The following is a 16,488-nucleotide window of genomic DNA, read 5'->3' on the forward strand; positions in this document are numbered from 1 at the left end:
CGGACATTTTTCAAGAATTTTTACAAAGTATTACAGTATGTTATCTCTTGAAATGCGATTGCAGGTGTTGACATATGACATGATGTGATGAGATGTGATGAAGTCATAAGTGTTCAATGTCGTTGACAAAACTCAGGAGAGATGTATAATGATTTCAACAGCTTTGGATAAAAAGATATCTGTTCCTGTTTCTTCCGAGATGAAGGAGGAGATCAGAACTCTATGTGCCAAGTTGAGCACTCAGGAGACTGGAAAGGTCAATATGACTGACTTTGTAAGGTGGTGTCTTGTCGAAGGTATCAAGAGCAAGAAGGCACAACTTGAGAAGGTCGGACTCTAGCATTCTTCTCCATACTCTGACCTAGCCTCTCTGAGTAGGATTGATCCTAGTCAAATCTCCGCGATTTCTTTTTATAGCATCCATCTCTGATGGTTGCTCTCTCTCGCCTGAACCGTCTCCCCGCATTGCAAGAATAGCAGTTACCATTTTCACTGTCGGTACGTTTACACACTGACCTTGTCTGATATCCTTGTACAGGTCGACAGCGATGACCTTATCTGCCTTTGTCATCTCGTTTTGATAAATACGGTATATCAAAATGGGAGGACATTTCTATGTATGAGGATTCACACGATGAGACCTTTTGGAAGTACCTGAAAGACATGGATGACAAGAAGATATCGCCATTCACAACTTTGGATGAATGGTCTGTAATGTCGCTATTGAAGAGCAAGGCTAATTCAGGAAGAGCGTTTGATGATAGTCAGGCGCTGAGGCACTCAAAGGCACTGGCTAGTCGCATTGGCGGAGCGCAATCAATGTTTCAGGTCGGAGTCATAGTTTCGAGCATGGTACTCATACTCGCAGGTGCGTCTTCAGGCGACGAAGCGGTGCTGAGAAAGTGCATTGGTGTTGCTGCGAATGTGTCGCACATTCAGGAGAGATAAGCTTATGGACAAAGATATCGTCATCAAAGTTGAATTCTATAAGGCGACAGACCCTTTAGTCAAAAAGGTTTTGGAGCTGGTGCAGAAACTGTTTGGAAAAGGATATGCGATTGAGACGGGTAAAAAGGACGTTACGGTATGGAAGTGACCTTATGAAACAGTACACGGGTTTGTATTCTGGCGATACTCATGAAAAGGATGTCAGAGTCACCTTTCATACATCATCGTTTCAGAAGCAATGGCTGGCGAAGTTGGCAAAGGAAGAAGACGTTTCTTTGAGTCAGGTGGTGCGCAAGGCGTTAGACAGATGGCTCATTGAGAAATGTAAGAATTGACAATGACATCTAACAGTCAGGAACGAGACGAACTTCTGTCTTTGTCTCGTTCCTGATACAAATGAGGTATAAACATGTTCAACTATAAAAGAAAAAAACAGAGTGTAAACCAGAAGAGAGATTTTGATCCAAATCTTATGGGCAAAGGATACGTTCGTATTCCAGACCTTGTGATGCATCTGTTTATGACCAAAGCTATAAGTGACCCCTCAAAAAGAGTCTACATGGCAATCCTGAATGAAACAATCAGGTTCAACCGCCTCAAAAGGGCTGTCAGGAACAGGGATATCGTGTTCCTTACAGGAATAGACAGTCGTAACGTCAGAAAATATCTGGATGAATTGAATAGTAAAGGGTTCATCAGGCTTCATGATGATGAAATAGAAGTTGTTCTTGATGTTCGGTCGTGGGTACTTGATGAATTTACGAGGGAACTCATTGGGTCGAGACTGGGTGAAGGCAAGCAAGTTGTTGTGACCAAGCCTGTTGAAGAAGTTGATGACCAGTCAGAAGATAATATGACGGATGAGCAGTTGTTGGAGAGCATCGCATCCATGTGATGCGTATCAATGTCATATCATCGGAAGGATGATGTAGGCGTTCGGTGGATGAAAAAATTGATAATTCTGCATCTCAAGGATGAACGTCTACATCCTTCCGATGAAAGTGCTCATCGATCGGATGAATCTTGAAGTCTCCGCATATGATATGGAAAGAGATTGCTGAAGTTGTATATCCTCTTAGACCAATAATAAACCATATATAAACCAAGGTTTACACATCGCTACGCTAGGTGAAAGGCAAAAGGCAATTTCCAGTATTAGACAAGGCAACTCTTTGTTTCCTACTTCAAGGCTACCACGGTGTTTTCATCACAACGACTTGGATCTGGTGATTCTCCGAATATCAACTTCTGCGTCAAAGTTGACATTCACTAAGTTGGCACAAGATTATAGGTAGTTACCGACAAAGTGGGAAAGCTCTTGCCAGTGAATGTCATGTTTCTTATCCGATGACCAACAAAGTTGATTTTCACTGTTCACGCAAGGGGAAAACACATGAACGTCGAGCCAATTAGAGACATCAACGCCGTTGAGAACATCAAGAAGATCCTTAACGGTAATGTCAGAGACAGACTTCTCTTCGTTCTAGGTATCAACAACGGTCTTCGGATCGGTGACATTCTCAAACTGAAGGTCTCACAGCTTCTAGGACTCAAGATTGGTGATACTCTTCCAATCGTCGAGGAGAAGACTGGGAAGCAGAACGTTCTTATGGTCAACAAGTCTGTCTTCAAGGTTTTCCAAGAGTACCTCGACGCATACAAGCCGAATTCTGACTCGTATGTGTTCTTCTCACGCAAGGGTGGGGGGCATCTGACTGTCGAGGCGTGCAATAGGATGGTGAAAAGCTGGTGCAGAGCGGTGGGCTTGAAAGGGAACTACGGGACTCATACGTTGAGAAAGACTTGGGGATATATTCAACACTCTCGGTTTGGTGCTTCAAGTGAAATTATCTGTCGCCGGTTTAACCACTCAAGCCCAAGGGTAACAATGCGTTATTTGGGAATTACATCGGCAGATGTGGAGACTGCTTTGCTGAGAGATTTGTGAGAAATATAAATGGTAGCATTCAAAGTCTACTTAGTAACGTTGCAGTACCTTTGAGCTTTCACTTAAAATGACAAGTGAATCTCCAGATATTCTTACAGTCCAAATTGATTCAGTGACACCAGATGCTTCTTTCATGGAATTCTTTGCAAAAAATTCAACAGTTCCGATTACACGCTTTACATCCGCTTCATTTGTTTGTTGAACGTCCAAGTCCAAAAGCTTGTAATTTAATTGAGACCACCGTTTGATATAGTCCTTCTTTTGTTTGAGTATCTCATCTCTTCCAAGTTGTTTGCCGTAAAAGGAAACCATGTCAGAGTAATAGCTTGATATTGCATCGACTCCATTAACATCTTTGACAGCTAACAATGACTCTACGAGGCGCTGCACATTACCAATTGTATTTCCATCAGGCATAACTCTAAAGTATCTATCTTTGTTGAAGGTGTACATAATTTTCGAATTACAAATAACTGCTTTAGATTTCGATTTGTCGAGTGACGTTCCCCTGGTTATCGTCTCAATGTTGTAATATCCTTCGTTTGTATTGTCTAAAAATCTCCACGTCGTTTCATTGTTGTAGTTAATTAACCCCCCAATCCCTTCGTAACCATCTTTCGTATTAACTTTGAAAACACAAGTTGGACTCCCAGCGTTTAATGCATATAAAAAAGCTGTTGCTGCATCCTGCCCTTGACCACCAGACTCTTCTTCAAGGTAAAATCCAGTCTTATTAGGACCAAGCTTTACAGCATGAGGGTCTGGTATTGAGCCGTATCTTCCGAATTTTTCAATTGCAAACTTATAGTGGTCAACGAGCCATTTATTATCAGAACAAGAGAATACAATATATCCAAGATAAGGTTGAGATCCTCTTCCAGAGTCAAAGTCTATGTAAGGAGCAATCTTTAAGAATAGTATTATTTTTTCAAGTCCATCTTCAGTTATTTTTTCGCTTTTCACTGGGTACACAACGCTATATCCATTATGTTTACCCATCTGCACCCATGAATCATTGTACCAAATGTCAGTTTTTTTCCATAGTGAAGCATTGTATGCAAGATTAAAATTTCCAAATACCAAGTCCATAGCAACTGGAATTTTGAATTGTGGAAGAGTTTGCTTGCTTGCTTGTTGAGGTGTCTTGCTTATTCCTGCAAGTTCCATTGTAGTGTCAATGTCAATAAGTTTTGTGATTGCTTTTGCATCAATCGCAAAGTTTAAGTTTTGTCCCTCAGTGAGCATGAATGTTGAAATGCCAATTACTTTTCCGTTAGAATCTAAAACCGGACCACCACTGTTTCCTGGTGATATTGGTGCTGAAATTTGTAAAAAATCATAGCCCTTATATAGTCTTTTACCGCTCACAATCCCAGTCGTAAGCGTTTTTTCCAATCCGAGTGGGTTGCCAATTACAAATACATTCTCTCCGACCTCGACGCTAGAATCGGTAATGCGAAGTGGTTCTAACGACCTTGAGCATTTTAGTATGGCAATGTCATGGTCAAAGTTTATGTATGTAAGCTTTGTTATGGTGATTATTTCTTCAGAAGAAATTTTACATTTTACATACTTTGAATTTGCTACAACGTGTGCATTCGTAACAATTTTATCACCATTGCCTGCAACGAATCCTGTCCCAATGCCAGTTTGTTTACCTTGTTCACTGTATGACTCTATTAGGACAACAGATGAACTAGCAAGCTTGAAAATGTCTTTTGCTTCCATTGCATGTGATAATGGCAATACAAAATTCATGCTAATGAAAGTGATGATTGTTACAATAAATGTTTTCACTTGTTTCACCATTGTCGTTTGGAGAGCATTGGCTACATAGGTCGTTTTTAGCACGATAATGCAATCACTTGAATCTACTCATCAGTGTCAGATTCCTCATCCTCTTCATCCGATGCAATTTCATAGGTTGTCATTTGGTTTTTGTAATATCTGTAGACTCCAAAGTAACTTCCGGCACCATCGCCGTATGTATCTTCAGTGTCACGCGTCCTTCCGTCATATTCAATGGTAACAATTTCAATCCTTGTGTACCATTCTCCCACCTTTGTTCCGCAGTCTTCCTGTTCATCGCGTTGTTTTCTGTAGGATTCAATATCAATGTCAGAAGGAATAAGTTCTTTTCCGTCGGCATGCCTTGTGAGATGGCATTTTGCCGATTCGTAGCTTGTAGCCTGTCGTATTCCCTTGTATAAATCTGGTGCCTTTCTCAATTCCACAGTTATTTTTGACGGGTCAAAATTTTCAACATTGCTCCATATATGGCACAAATCCTCTGGAGCTTCAATGCCCCATACGTACAATGCCTTTTCACTCGTATTAGGCATGCTCTCTGGCTCTAGATATGTAACTTTCATGCCGAGCATGTCAGTTTCTTCATTAAAGCCATCACCTTTGACCTCGTATATTTTTCCGGAAACTGTCTTTCCATCCATTGCTTCGTATTCATACTCTAGATACCCTTCATAGAAGTTGTAGCTACTACAGCAATCAAAGTCGCTGATAAACTTTTGTATTTCAGACGTTGACAGATTTGGATCGTCAAATGAAGTGCACATGTCACTAAATCCAGATTCAAGTAAGGTTAGAGTCTTCACTGTGAGTTCCCTTTGGTTCAACAGACTCATTCTATTGCTAGTCAACACTTCCAATAAAATACCCTAGACACTCGAAACGCTCAAGGATTTCTCAGGCGAGCTTTGAGGGTTTGGCTACTCGCAGTGCTGCACGGCGTGAGGCAGTGCGTCAGGATTTGTCAGGATCGCTCGTAAGCATTTGAACTAGGCTGAGTATGATCAAATCGGCAGGCGAGCTCAGGAGACGATTTTTCACACTTGATGGAATGTGTGAAAAATTTGGGCTCGCTGAAAAGTGGCGTGGAGTCTACGTTGCTGGCGAGGGTCGAGGCGTTGTAATTATCCGAGAATCCAGGAGAAATTGTGAAAAGTTACCGAAAAAATCTTTCACAATCCTTTCACAAAGCCAAAAAGAAGGGTTTACGATTTTAGTCGTAAACCCTTGTTTTTTATGGAGCCAGCGAAGCGATTTGAACGCTCGACCTGCTGATTACGAAGTGGATGCTCCTCAAAATTGTCGATTGATTTCAGCTGACTACAGCCTATTTTTCACAACGTCAAATCGATTATATTTACACTGTCATTTCAGTGTGTTATACCAGTTTCAGGTGAAAAGATTTTTCACAAACCTTTCACCTGGGAGGCGAAAAAAATGACTACAAAAACCAACGTGATAGAAAAACTTCGGCATCCTTACAAAATTACGCTCTATAAGAACGGAACGAACGCAAATATCTATTATTACTTTACTTTCAAGAAAAAATCTTATCGAGGTTCGACTGGAACTGATTCAGTTGACAAAGCAATTGATGTAGTCTCTGAAATCTACTTTGGAGTAAAGAAAGGCAAAGATCCAAAAGCGCAAAAGGGTGACAGCATCAAGTTCGATGTCGCAGTGGCGAAGTTCTTGGAATACAAGTTGACGGAAGGTAACATCGCACCAAAGACTCTGAAGGAATATACAAGGCAGGCAAAGTATCTTGTTGAGAAACTTGGTAGCAAACCCATTGACTCCTTCACAGCGAAAGATTTTCTTGAGTATGAAGAGTGGCGGGTAAACTACTACAAGACACACGCCGCAAAGAAAAAGCAGATATACGTTAGAGACGGAAAGAAAATCACAGGCAGAACATTTGATACGGTAGGTAATTCAGAGATAAACAGAGAGTGTACCCTCATTGGTTCTATCTTACGACATGCCAAGAGATACATGAATGCTTTGCAGGGTAAAGACGTTCCCGTGTTCAAAAACAAGAAGGAAAGGATTCGTGAAGACATCCTAACAAAGGATGAATATCTCGCTCTTGAAGACTACTGGATGAAAGAGAACCCCTATTACTGGCAGATAATTTCTTTCGTCAATAATACTGGCATTAGATACCCGTCAGAACTGTGCAGGATAACTTGGGGTGATGTTGACTTGCTCAAATCGTATGTTGTCATCAGAGACAGAAAGAGCAAGGGGAAAACGCCGCTTCATTCGAGTGTTCCACTTGTCGGGAGAGCGCGAGAAATCATTGAACAACTTGGTAACAGGCAAGACATCCCGAAAAGTCATAACGACTTTGTATTTGTCAACGACAATGGCGTTCAGATCAAGAACATCAACAAAGCTTTCAAGAAAGGCTTAGTGGCGTGTGGCATTGAAAAAGACATTTCAATGTACTCACTACGGCATTTGTTCATCACTAGAATGATGAAGCGACCTGACATACCTATGCAGATGATTGCGAGTACGGTTGGTCATGTGGACACAACTATGGTTGAACGTCGGTACTCGCATCTACGCACAGCAGATGTTGTAGAAGCATTCAAACGGTCTGAGGAGAACAAGCAGGAGTTCATTGCAAAGATGAAGCGCCAGATTGAAGAGCTGGAACAGGAGTAAGCTAGTTCATCTTTCGCGAGGACGGCACAACGGTTGTCGAAAGTCGCTCAAGATTTTATGGGAATTCTCACGTTGTCTGATCCTAGAAGGTAAGGTAAAAGAAGTCAGGAAAATGAACTAAAATCCTGAAAAATCGCAGAGATAACCCGTAGTCATTGATGATCTATGGACATTTTCTCCAAGGAAAAACGTAGCGAGATAATGAGCAGGATTAGAAGCAAGGACACTGCTCCTGAAAAAGCAGTTAGGTCTTTACTTCATTCTCTAGGGTATCGATTCCGACTTCATCAAAGAAATTTGCCAGGAATACCAGATTTAGTTTTTAGAAAGTACAAGCTGGCTGTGTTTGTTCATGGTTGTTTTTGGCACGGACACAAATGCAAAGCTGGTACGAAGCAAGTCAAGACCAATACGGAATACTGGACCAACAAAATCCGTTCCAACATTGAAAGAGACTCCAATAATATAGCACTTCTAAGTCAGTTGGGGTGGAAGGTTGTGGTTGTTTGGGAATGCTGTGTGCAAAAAGGAGCTATAGACGTCCGAAGGATGTTTATGAATTGCACGCAGTAGGCTTGCATTTTTACTTACTTTCTAGAGGTTTTGCATGAAATATATTGAGTCTTTAGATTCACTTCTACGCCCTAAAGACAAAGCATCATATCTGGCTTTAGATCTTTTTGCTGGATGCGGCGGCATGGCTCTAGGTTTTGAAGCTAATGGATTTGAAACTGTAGGCTATGAATCAGATCCAGATTGTTGTTCGACGTATAAGAGTAACCTCATGGGTTCTTGTGAAAACGTTTACTTGGACAAAAATTTTCAATTTCAAAACGCAGATATTGTTATTGGCGGACCTCCTTGTCAGCCTTTTAGTGTTGGCGGTAATCAAAAAGGTGTCAAAGACAAGAGAAATGGTGTTCCCGTCTTTATTGAGGCTGTCCGACAAACTAAACCCAAGCTTTTTGTGTTTGAGAATGTTCGCGGATTACTCTACAAGAACAATTGGTACCTGGATACTATTGTCAAAGAGTTTATGGCTATGGGATATGTAGTTGATTTCAGGCTAATGAACGCAAAACACTTTGGTGTCCCACAAAATAGAGAACGGTTGATTGTGGTTGGTCACAATGGTTCGTATAAATTCCCAACTGAATTGACTACTTTAGTCAGCGCTGGTGAAGCGTTAGGTGATCTTGCATGCTCTGTTCCTCCAGGTTCTAGGTTTTTGAATGAAAGCATGGACAGGTATGTAAAGAAATATGAGGATGCATCTTGCTGCGTTACTCCAAGAGACTTGCACCTCAATAAACCGTCTAGAACCATTACATGTAGAAATCTTGCTGGTGCAACTGGCGATATGATGCGAGTCAAGCTGAAGGATGGCAGACGTCGGCGACTCGTAGCAAGAGAAGCTGCTAGGCTTCAAAGTTTTCCAGATTGGTTTGAATTCATTGGCAACGAAACTAGTGTATTCAATCAGATTGGAAATGCTGTGCCACCAATGCTTTCATACCACATCGCTAGTTCCGTAAAATCTTACCTTCAGCTCTACAGTTCGACCAGTCCGGCAATTGTTTCTCGGAGATATGAACAACAAGTAGCTATGAACATCTAATCAAGTAAGTACTATGATGAATTATTTAGAACACTTGTCCAGGAGTTCTGGCTTTGCTGCTAAACCAGCAGAGATGAAGGCGTTGATTGCTCAGGCATGTGGGATTTTGCACAGTCTTGGCATTCCCATTGAAAAATTATCTCCACGCAGGGCTGAAATGGCTGCTCTGTGTTTTTTAGCTGTTGCTGGTGTTTTCAAAGGCAATTGGAAAGATGCAAAAGACATAACTGACGGCATCGACTTGAAAACAAGAGATATAATCGACATTATCAATAAAAATTTCAAGGAAAACATTTCTTCTGGGTCGTATGATGATATTAGAAGGAAGCATCTAAAGCTGACAGTGCTTGCTGGAATTATCACAAGAACTAAGCCAGAAAGCGCTAGAAACAGCCCCACTCGAGGATATGCGTTGAGTTCTGAGTTTTCAGGTCTGATTAGGTCTTATGGTGATGCTGACTTTGACCAGAAAGTTGTGGACTTTTTCAAAACCAGAAAAAAACTCTCTGATGAGTTAGGCGCTACTCGAAACATAGAGAAGATGCAGGTGAAGATTTCTTCAGAAGTTGTTCTTGGTCTAAGTCCAGGCGAGCATAACATTCTACAAAAAGCGATAATCGATGATTTCCTTCCAAGATTTGGCTACGGTGCAGAGGTTTTATATCTTGGAGATGCTGCAAACAAATCTCTTTATATCGACGCAACAACACTCAAAAGTTTAGGTTTTTTTGAATTGAAGCATGGAGAGCTTCCAGACGTTATTGCATATTCAAAAGAAAAAAACTGGATATATCTTGTCGAGGCAGTGCATTCATTCGGTCCTATTTCTCAGGTTAGGCTCAAGGAACTAAAAGAACTTGTCGCAGATTGTTCTGCCGATGTTGTTTATGTTACTGCTTTTTTGACACGAGAATCGTTTCGGAAGTTCATCAAGGATGTTGCTTGGGAAACTGAAGTTTGGATTGCAGACGCACCAGATCACATGATCCATTTTGACGGTGAAAAATTCTTGGGACCATACTGACATCAATCTTGTTACAATTATCTAGTATAAAGCTCCATCTTACAAAGATGACCGTTCACGGAATTGATGCGATGCGACCTAAGCGAAGCCGGAACAGTACGGGTCACGTACTGTTCCGTCTTTTGTTTACCAATTCAAATAAAGAGTCTTCGCCTTGTTCCAGTTTTCAGCGTTGAGCATACCATCATAGAACAGGATCTCAGACTTGAGGTTTCCACTCTGTTCAAGCTTCTCTAGGCGCTTCTTGGCATAGCGTTCTTTCCACATAGCGGTCAGAGACTCTACTGAGTTATCATATCTCCGAGTCAATTTCTCGTAGTTGATATTCCCCTGTAAGAACTCAGGGCTTTCATTGAACAATGAACAGAAGAACGTTCCACGAGCATGAGAGCACTCGTAGTCTGTTTTCTTGAATCCAAGCTTTTTGAAGACGTACTGGTGGAACTTGTTCTTGTTGTCTCGGATATACGGTCCTTTGCCGCTTGCATGTTTCCTCTCAAAGAAGTCAAAGTGCTTTTCAGGCTCAATGTCATTCAACCAGTCTTTGGCTAGTTCATACTCATTGTCAGGCAACTTGTACGAAACCTGGCTCTGGAGCTCTCCAGTCTTCTTCCAATGCTTCAGATTGGTATACTGCGAGAAACTGCCATATAGACTCGTAGTCGATAAACCTACGAGCTTCTCCTTGTACTTCCTATTCCAGTCCTGTTCGATCACCTCACTGCCAGCAAGCAAAGTAATGAGCTTGCCACCAGCATAGTTGAATCCAAACGGCTGCATTGGAACAAGGGTGTAGCAAGAGGCAATGTTCTTCAGGCATTCCCAGTCACGGGCATTGATCTGCTTATCAATGCCAAGATACTTGTTGCGTTTGGAGAGCAATGCCATATCAGAACAAACATGGATAATACCAAGATACTTGTTTGTAGCTTCGTCAATGACCAGATAGCGCAAGGCTCTACCGATTCTGTTCACGTTCTCGTGAGCAGTACAGAAGGTACGGAGAATCTGGAAAGTCTTCATTCCAGACTTGTTGGTAGAATCAACATAGATCAATTTAGGTTTTATGTTCATTACATCAGACGGATCTTCAGGGTTGAAGATCATAGCTTTGACAGAATCAAGGTCAGACTGGGAATACTTATTCTTATTCGCCTGGATCTCTTCAAACTTCTTTGCAAAAGTGTACTCGCGAGAGGATAAGGCTTTGTAGAACTCAAGGCGATTAGTGATTGCATCAACGAGGCTAGCGGTTTTAGTGGCTTTGTTGGTATCAAGTAACATGTTCATTCCCCTTCGGTTAGTGTTTCCTCACCTCACGAGAATGACTTTATCAAAAGCGCTGACCTGTCGAAAGCAGAATCACCAAGTATTACGGCATGTTATCTCTTCAGTTCGGATTGTAGGTGTTGACATGTGACATCATGTGATGAGATGTGATGAAGTCATAAGTGTTCAATGCCGTTGACAAAACTCAGGAGAGATGTATAATGATTTCAACAGCTTTGGATAAGAAGATATCTGTTCCTGTCTCTGCCGAGATGAAGGAAGAAATCAGGACTCTATGTGCCAAGTTGAGCACTCAGGAGACTGGAAAGGTCAATATGACTGACTTTGTAAGGTGGTGTCTTGTCGAAGGTATCAAGAACAAGAAGGCACAGCTTGAGAAGGTCGGACTCTAGCATTCTTTTCCATACTCTTACCTAGCCTCTCTGATTAGGATTGATCCTAGTCGAACCTCCGCGATTTCATTATTGAGCATCCATCTCTGATGATAGCTCTCTCTCGTCTGAACCGTCTCCCCGCATTGCAAGAATAGCAGCTTCCATTTTCTCTGGTGGTGAGTTTACACACTGACCTTCACTGATATCCTTATACAGGTCGACAGTGATGACCTTATCTGCCTTTGTCATCTCGTTTTGATAAATACGGTATATCAAAATGGGAGGACATCTCTATGTATGAAGATTCACACGATGAGACCTTTTGGAAGTACCTGAAAGACATGGATGACAAGAAGATATCACCATTCACAACTCTGGATGAATGGTCTGTAATGTCGCTATTGAAGGGAAAGACTAATTCAGGAAGAGTATTTGATGATAGTCAGGCACTGAGGCAGTCAAAGGCACTGGCTAGTCGAATTGGCGGAGCGCAATCAATGTTTCAAGTCGGAGTCTTAGTTTCAAGCTTGGTACTCATACTCGCAGGTGCGTCTTCAGGCGACGAAGCGGTGCTGAGAAAGTGCATTGGTGTTGCTGCAAATGTCGCACACATTCAGGAGAACTAAACTCATGGACAAAGATATCGTCATCAAAGTTGAATTCTATAAGGCGACAGACCCTTTAGTCAAAAAGGTTTTGGAGCTGGTGCAGAAACTGTTTGGAAAGGGATATGCGATTGAGACAGGAAAAAAAGACGTTACGGTATGGAAGTGACCTTATGAAACAGTACACGGGTTTGTATTCTGGCGATACCCATGAAAAGGATGTCAGGGTTACTTTTCATACATCATTGTTCCAGAAGCAGTGGTTGGCGAAGTTGGCAAAGGAAGAAGACGTTTCTTTGAGTCAAGTGGTGCGCAAGGCATTGGACAGATGGCTCATTGAGAAATGTAAGAGTTGACAACAACATCTAACGGTCAGGAACGAGACGGACTTCTGTCTCCGTCTCGTTCCTGATACAAATAGGATATATACATGTTCAACTATAGAAGAAGAAAACCAAGTGTAAACCAGAAGAAAGAGTTTGATCCAAATCTTATGGGCAAAGGATACGTTCGTATTCCAGACCTTGTGATGCATCTGTTTATGACCAAAGCTATAAGTGACCCCTCAAAAAGAGTCTACATGGCAATCCTGAATGAAACTATCAGATTCAACCACCTCAAGAGGGCTGTCAGGAACAGGGATATCGTTTTCCTAACAGGAATAGACAGTCGTAACGTCAAAAAATATCTGGATGAATTGAGTAGTAAAAGGTTCATCAGGCTTCATGATGATGAAATAGAAGTTGTTCTTGATGTTCGGTCGTGGGTGCTCGATGAATTTACGAGGGAACTCATTGGTTCGAGACTGGGTGAAGGCAAGCAAGCTGTAGTGACCACGCCTGTTGAAGAAGTTGACGACCAACCAGAAGATGATTTGACGGAAGAGGAGTTGATGGAGCGCATCGCATCGATGTGATGAGTATCAAGGTCATATCATCGGAATGATGATGTAGGCGTTCGGTGGATGAAAAATTGATATTTTTCGCATCTCCAAGATGAACTTCTACATCCTTCCGATGAAAGTGCTCATCGGTCAGATGAATTTTGAAGACTCCGCACATGAAATGGAAAGGGTTTGCAGAAGTTGTATATCCTCCTAAACCAATAATAAACCATATATAAACCACGGTTTACACTTCGCTACGCTAGGTGAAAGGCAAAAGGCAGTTTCCATTGTTTGAACAAGGCAACTCTTTGTTTCCTGTTACAAGACAATCAAGGTTGTTATGTCACAACGATTTGGATCTGGTGTTTCTCCGAATATCAACTTCTACGTCAAAGTTGACATTCACTAGGTTGGCACAAGATTCTAGATGGTTGCCAGCAAAATAGGAAAGCTCTTGCCAGTGAATGTCATGTTTCTTATCCGATGACCAACAAAGTTGATTTTCACTGTTCACGCAAGGGGAAAACACATGAACGTCGAGCCCATTAGAGACATCAACGCCGTCGAAAACATCAAGAAGATCCTCAACGGTAATGTCAGAGACAGACTTCTCTTTGTTTTGGGTATCAACAACGGTTTAAGGATTGGTGACATTCTCAAGTTGAAGGTCTCACAGCTTCAAGGACTCAAAATCGGTGATACTCTTCCAATCGTCGAAGAGAAGACTGGGAAGCAGAACGTGTTGATGGTCAACAAGTCTGTGTTCAAAGTCTTCCAAGAGTACCTTGACGCATACAAGCCTAGTTCTGAATCGTATGTGTTCTTCTCACGCAAAGGTAGGGAGCATCTGACTGTTGAGGCGTGTAACAGGATGGTCAAAAGTTGGTGCAGAGCGGTAGGACTAAAGGGCAACTACGGAACACACACGTTGAGAAAGACATGGGGATATATTCAACACTCAAGATTTGGTGCTTCAAGCGAAATTATATGCCGCCGCTTCAACCATTCAAGTCCTCGTGTAACAATGCGCTACCTTGGTATTACTTCGGCTGACGTAGAAACAGCTCTTTTGAGAGACTTGTAGGATGACAACGTAGGGTGCCTATATCGCAGATACATAGACACCCTACACCGCAAGTATTTTATTGCTTAGTTCCGAAAGATACTTTTTTGATCATGCTTTTCCCGTCTCTAAGAATTTCAACATCAACCTCTTTTCCTGCAAGTCCCTCCCATGTTGACCTCCAGTTCTGCATTGACATTTCCACTGTATCCAATTTTATGACAATATCGCCATCCATAAGCCCACCAACGTCTGCTGGCGAGTTATTCATCACTGCTGTAACCAAAACTCCCTTGTCTAAATTTAGCTTTTTCCGGATGTCATCAGGAATTTTTTCGCCAAAAGCTCCAAAAACAGGTGGTTTCAGTTTCACCCAATACGTTGCAAGATAGTCACTTCGTGCAACACTGTAAGGAATACTTTGTGATGTGAAATACCCTGATGTTGTTCCTGTTGCCGTGCCCTGATATGTTACACTTCGATTTCCAGAGTATGCAGTTCCATACGTATTTACTGTCACACTTTGACCTGGTACATATTGCGGAAAAGAATATACTCCTTGTTCTGTGTGAGTGTATTTTGATTTTACCAACACTAAACACGCTTTGATTTCTTTAGAAAAATTTTCCAAATCAGACTTTGATGCATTGCTTGCATTGAATGACGAACTGCCTATAAATGCATAGCCATTTTTATACATCTTTAGAATCGTGTCTCCTTCTTGCGCGTCAGAATATATTTGAACAGAATCGCACTTATCAGAGAACATTGCAATTCTATTAGAATCAATTCCAGGCGGTAGTGAATAATACTGCTTGTACGGATTTACGCAACCTACTAGAGTCAAAAGTACTACGACAACAGAAAAAATCCTCATAAACACTCCTCTCAATTGACTTTCTAATAGTTATCAAAACAGCATCCGCAAATTCAGCACTCCGTGATAATGCTAATACAGGTAACCAACAAATTCATCTTTGTAGCCTGCAGACCGTAGTTCACTTTTCCCTTCCCATTTCTCCTTCACCTCTTCTCTCATGTATAGGCTGTTGTTGTCGCCATTGAACCAAACGTAGTTTTCAAGAAAGCTAATCATGTCACTTGTTGTGCACTGTTCTTGATCTGTAAGCTTTTCCTCCTCAAAACTGTCCTCTTCTTCACTATTCATAATCTTAGCATACCAAGAATCATCAAGACCCCTGTATACATCTGGGGGAGACATCCTGTGTTTATGGATCACAACCTTGTAAATATATGACCCGTCCCCATCGCCACCCGTGTCATACATATATGCTCCGTATGCAATAGTAACATCATCTGTTTCTATTGTTTCATATGCGTATGCAGAGTCTGCAACGGTTTCATTAGTTTCATCATCGACACCACCTATGATTATACGATATTCCATATTATATTCTCCTTGAACAAATCTTGCTTTGCAACGTCGAACAATGGCGAGGATCGTTGACCTTGTCCCTTGATAAATCGATAACCTAGACCTTCACTTCGCTCAAGGATTTGTCATGCGAACTGCATGGTTTTGACTTCTCTCAGTGCTGCACGGCGTGAGGCAGTGCGTCAGGATTTGTCAGGATCGCACGTAGTCATTGGAGCTAGGCAGAAGCATGGTCGAATTGTCATGCGTGCTCAGGAGACGATTTTTCACAGCTGATGGAACTTGTGAAAAATCTTGGGGCGCTGAAAAGTGGCGTGGTGTCTACGTTGCTGGCGAGGATTTGTGTGTCGCAATGTGCCGAATATCCAGGAGAATTTGTGAAAAGTTACCGAAAAAGTTTTTCACAATCCTTTCACAAAGCCAAAAAGAAGGGTTTACGATTTTAGTCGTAAACCCTTGTTTTTTATGGAGCCAGCGAAGCGATTTGAACGCTCGACCTGCTGATTACGAATAATGCGCTAAGGGAGTTGTAAGGCTTTGTGGTGCGTTGCAAGTTGCTGAAATCCCTGTTGTTGTAGCAATTAACGCAATGCGCGCCGTTGACCTGAGTAGCGCTATGAATTAGCATTTTGTTAGCAAAACCGCATCCATGTTAGCAATAGGTTAGCAAGAATGAGCAGGGAAAAAACCAAATTTACGGGCGTCTACAGGCGTTCATCCGTAACACGTCGTCACAATGGCAAACCGGATATTTGCTTTGATATCAACTTCCGTGACTCCTCGGGGCGTTTGGTCTGGGAGAAGATCGGATGGACTAGTGAGGGATATTCCGCTCAAATGGCTTCTGACATCCGAGG

21 protein-coding genes are annotated in these 16,488 nt (G+C 41.8%); 16 read left to right on the plus strand and 5 right to left on the minus strand.

All coding sequences use genetic code 11. The annotated features are described in order from the left end of the window. Positions 1–148: 148 nt before the first annotated feature. From HY795_02280 to HY795_02305, 6 genes are all read left to right on the plus strand, one after another. Entirely contained in the window at positions 149–340 is a 192-nt protein-coding gene (locus HY795_02280; protein MBI4804044.1) for a hypothetical protein, read from the plus strand. 275 nt (positions 341–615) lie between these two features. After that, on the plus strand, positions 616–948 hold the full coding sequence (locus HY795_02285; protein ID MBI4804045.1) for a hypothetical protein: 333 nt from the start codon (positions 616–618) through the stop codon (positions 946–948). 4 nt (positions 949–952) lie between these two features. Then, the gene (locus tag HY795_02290) at positions 953–1,096 is read left to right on the plus strand and encodes a hypothetical protein (protein ID MBI4804046.1); all 144 of its coding nucleotides are present in this window, start codon (positions 953–955) and stop codon (positions 1,094–1,096) included. Positions 1,097–1,100: 4 nt separating this feature from the next. Beyond that, positions 1,101–1,283: a hypothetical protein gene (locus HY795_02295; protein MBI4804047.1), complete on the plus strand. Its 183-nt coding sequence runs from the start codon at positions 1,101–1,103 to the stop codon at positions 1,281–1,283. Positions 1,284–1,357: 74 nt separating this feature from the next. Then, positions 1,358–1,843 (plus strand): replication protein, encoded by a 486-nt coding sequence (locus HY795_02300; GenBank protein ID MBI4804048.1) that lies wholly within the window; start codon positions 1,358–1,360, stop codon positions 1,841–1,843. 498 nt (positions 1,844–2,341) lie between these two features. Continuing rightward, positions 2,342–2,896: a site-specific integrase gene (locus HY795_02305; protein MBI4804049.1), complete on the plus strand. Its 555-nt coding sequence runs from the start codon at positions 2,342–2,344 to the stop codon at positions 2,894–2,896. 30 nt (positions 2,897–2,926) lie between these two features. Here the strand turns inward: HY795_02305 and HY795_02310 are convergent, their stop codons facing one another. Further along, on the minus strand, positions 2,927–4,693 hold the full coding sequence (locus HY795_02310) for a trypsin-like peptidase domain-containing protein (protein ID MBI4804050.1): 1,767 nt from the start codon (positions 4,691–4,693) through the stop codon (positions 2,927–2,929). A 74-nt stretch (positions 4,694–4,767) separates the two neighbouring features. Beyond that, positions 4,768–5,508 carry a hypothetical protein gene (locus tag HY795_02315; protein MBI4804051.1) on the minus strand — a complete coding sequence of 247 codons (741 nt, stop codon included), beginning with the start codon at positions 5,506–5,508 and terminating at the stop codon, positions 4,768–4,770. A gap of 631 nt (positions 5,509–6,139) precedes the next feature. On the opposite strand from HY795_02315, the gene HY795_02320 reads away from it, so the two are divergent. The 4 genes from HY795_02320 to HY795_02335 all read left to right on the plus strand — a co-directional run bounded on the left by HY795_02320 (position 6,140) and on the right by HY795_02335 (position 10,017). After that, on the plus strand, positions 6,140–7,375 hold the full coding sequence (locus HY795_02320) for a site-specific integrase (protein MBI4804052.1): 1,236 nt from the start codon (positions 6,140–6,142) through the stop codon (positions 7,373–7,375). A gap of 165 nt (positions 7,376–7,540) precedes the next feature. Further along, entirely contained in the window at positions 7,541–7,948 is a 408-nt protein-coding gene (gene vsr / locus HY795_02325) for a DNA mismatch endonuclease Vsr (GenBank protein ID MBI4804053.1), read from the plus strand. A 34-nt stretch (positions 7,949–7,982) separates the two neighbouring features. Next, complete coding sequence (locus tag HY795_02330) at positions 7,983–8,993, plus strand: DNA cytosine methyltransferase (protein MBI4804054.1); 1,011 nt, start codon at positions 7,983–7,985, stop codon at positions 8,991–8,993. A 73-nt stretch (positions 8,994–9,066) separates the two neighbouring features. Further along, a complete protein-coding gene (locus HY795_02335) occupies positions 9,067–10,017 on the plus strand; it encodes a restriction endonuclease (protein MBI4804055.1) in 951 nt (316 codons plus the stop codon). 126 nt (positions 10,018–10,143) lie between these two features. Here the strand turns inward: HY795_02335 and HY795_02340 are convergent, their stop codons facing one another. Continuing rightward, positions 10,144–11,301, minus strand: a complete 1,158-nt coding sequence (locus HY795_02340; protein MBI4804056.1) for a DUF4338 domain-containing protein — start codon at positions 11,299–11,301, stop codon at positions 10,144–10,146. Positions 11,302–11,507: 206 nt separating this feature from the next. Between HY795_02340 and HY795_02345 the strand changes: the two genes are divergently transcribed. The 6 genes from HY795_02345 to HY795_02370 all read left to right on the plus strand — a co-directional run bounded on the left by HY795_02345 (position 11,508) and on the right by HY795_02370 (position 14,256). After that, positions 11,508–11,699, plus strand: a complete 192-nt coding sequence (locus HY795_02345; protein ID MBI4804057.1) for a hypothetical protein — start codon at positions 11,508–11,510, stop codon at positions 11,697–11,699. A gap of 275 nt (positions 11,700–11,974) precedes the next feature. Then, positions 11,975–12,307 (plus strand): hypothetical protein, encoded by a 333-nt coding sequence (locus HY795_02350; GenBank protein ID MBI4804058.1) that lies wholly within the window; start codon positions 11,975–11,977, stop codon positions 12,305–12,307. A gap of 4 nt (positions 12,308–12,311) precedes the next feature. Continuing rightward, positions 12,312–12,455 carry a hypothetical protein gene (locus tag HY795_02355; GenBank protein MBI4804059.1) on the plus strand — a complete coding sequence of 48 codons (144 nt, stop codon included), beginning with the start codon at positions 12,312–12,314 and terminating at the stop codon, positions 12,453–12,455. A gap of 4 nt (positions 12,456–12,459) precedes the next feature. Next, complete coding sequence (locus tag HY795_02360; GenBank protein ID MBI4804060.1) at positions 12,460–12,642, plus strand: hypothetical protein; 183 nt, start codon at positions 12,460–12,462, stop codon at positions 12,640–12,642. A gap of 74 nt (positions 12,643–12,716) precedes the next feature. Then, positions 12,717–13,202, plus strand: coding sequence for a replication protein (locus HY795_02365; protein MBI4804061.1), 486 nt, complete (start codon positions 12,717–12,719; stop codon positions 13,200–13,202). A 499-nt stretch (positions 13,203–13,701) separates the two neighbouring features. Further along, the gene (locus tag HY795_02370) at positions 13,702–14,256 is read left to right on the plus strand and encodes a site-specific integrase (GenBank protein ID MBI4804062.1); all 555 of its coding nucleotides are present in this window, start codon (positions 13,702–13,704) and stop codon (positions 14,254–14,256) included. Positions 14,257–14,314: 58 nt separating this feature from the next. Here HY795_02370 and HY795_02375 read toward each other — a convergent pair whose 3' ends face one another. Both HY795_02375 and HY795_02380 read right to left on the minus strand, forming a co-directional pair. Continuing rightward, a complete protein-coding gene (locus tag HY795_02375; protein ID MBI4804063.1) occupies positions 14,315–15,112 on the minus strand; it encodes a PDZ domain-containing protein in 798 nt (265 codons plus the stop codon). 72 nt (positions 15,113–15,184) lie between these two features. Then, positions 15,185–15,643: a hypothetical protein gene (locus tag HY795_02380; protein ID MBI4804064.1), complete on the minus strand. Its 459-nt coding sequence runs from the start codon at positions 15,641–15,643 to the stop codon at positions 15,185–15,187. Positions 15,644–16,488: the final 845 nt, after the last annotated feature.

This window comes from Desulfovibrio sp., from assembly GCA_016208105.1.
Lineage (GTDB): Bacteria > Desulfobacterota > Desulfovibrionia > Desulfovibrionales > Desulfovibrionaceae > Fundidesulfovibrio.

Coding starts and splice junctions, on each gene's coding strand:
- HY795_02280 (MBI4804044.1), top strand. CDS start 149: ATGATTTCAACAGCTTTGGATAAAAAGATATCTGTTCCTGTTTCTTCC.
- HY795_02285 (MBI4804045.1), top strand. CDS start 616: ATGTATGAGGATTCACACGATGAGACCTTTTGGAAGTACCTGAAAGAC.
- HY795_02290 (MBI4804046.1), top strand. CDS start 953: ATGGACAAAGATATCGTCATCAAAGTTGAATTCTATAAGGCGACAGAC.
- HY795_02295 (MBI4804047.1), top strand. CDS start 1,101: ATGAAACAGTACACGGGTTTGTATTCTGGCGATACTCATGAAAAGGAT.
- HY795_02300 (MBI4804048.1), top strand. CDS start 1,358: ATGTTCAACTATAAAAGAAAAAAACAGAGTGTAAACCAGAAGAGAGAT.
- HY795_02305 (MBI4804049.1), top strand. CDS start 2,342: ATGAACGTCGAGCCAATTAGAGACATCAACGCCGTTGAGAACATCAAG.
- HY795_02320 (MBI4804052.1), top strand. CDS start 6,140: ATGACTACAAAAACCAACGTGATAGAAAAACTTCGGCATCCTTACAAA.
- vsr (MBI4804053.1), top strand. CDS start 7,541: ATGGACATTTTCTCCAAGGAAAAACGTAGCGAGATAATGAGCAGGATT.
- HY795_02330 (MBI4804054.1), top strand. CDS start 7,983: ATGAAATATATTGAGTCTTTAGATTCACTTCTACGCCCTAAAGACAAA.
- HY795_02335 (MBI4804055.1), top strand. CDS start 9,067: ATGAAGGCGTTGATTGCTCAGGCATGTGGGATTTTGCACAGTCTTGGC.
- HY795_02340 (MBI4804056.1), bottom strand. CDS start 11,301: ATGTTACTTGATACCAACAAAGCCACTAAAACCGCTAGCCTCGTTGAT.
- HY795_02345 (MBI4804057.1), top strand. CDS start 11,508: ATGATTTCAACAGCTTTGGATAAGAAGATATCTGTTCCTGTCTCTGCC.
- HY795_02350 (MBI4804058.1), top strand. CDS start 11,975: ATGTATGAAGATTCACACGATGAGACCTTTTGGAAGTACCTGAAAGAC.
- HY795_02355 (MBI4804059.1), top strand. CDS start 12,312: ATGGACAAAGATATCGTCATCAAAGTTGAATTCTATAAGGCGACAGAC.
- HY795_02360 (MBI4804060.1), top strand. CDS start 12,460: ATGAAACAGTACACGGGTTTGTATTCTGGCGATACCCATGAAAAGGAT.
- HY795_02365 (MBI4804061.1), top strand. CDS start 12,717: ATGTTCAACTATAGAAGAAGAAAACCAAGTGTAAACCAGAAGAAAGAG.
- HY795_02370 (MBI4804062.1), top strand. CDS start 13,702: ATGAACGTCGAGCCCATTAGAGACATCAACGCCGTCGAAAACATCAAG.
- HY795_02375 (MBI4804063.1), bottom strand. CDS start 15,112: ATGAGGATTTTTTCTGTTGTCGTAGTACTTTTGACTCTAGTAGGTTGC.
- HY795_02380 (MBI4804064.1), bottom strand. CDS start 15,643: ATGGAATATCGTATAATCATAGGTGGTGTCGATGATGAAACTAATGAA.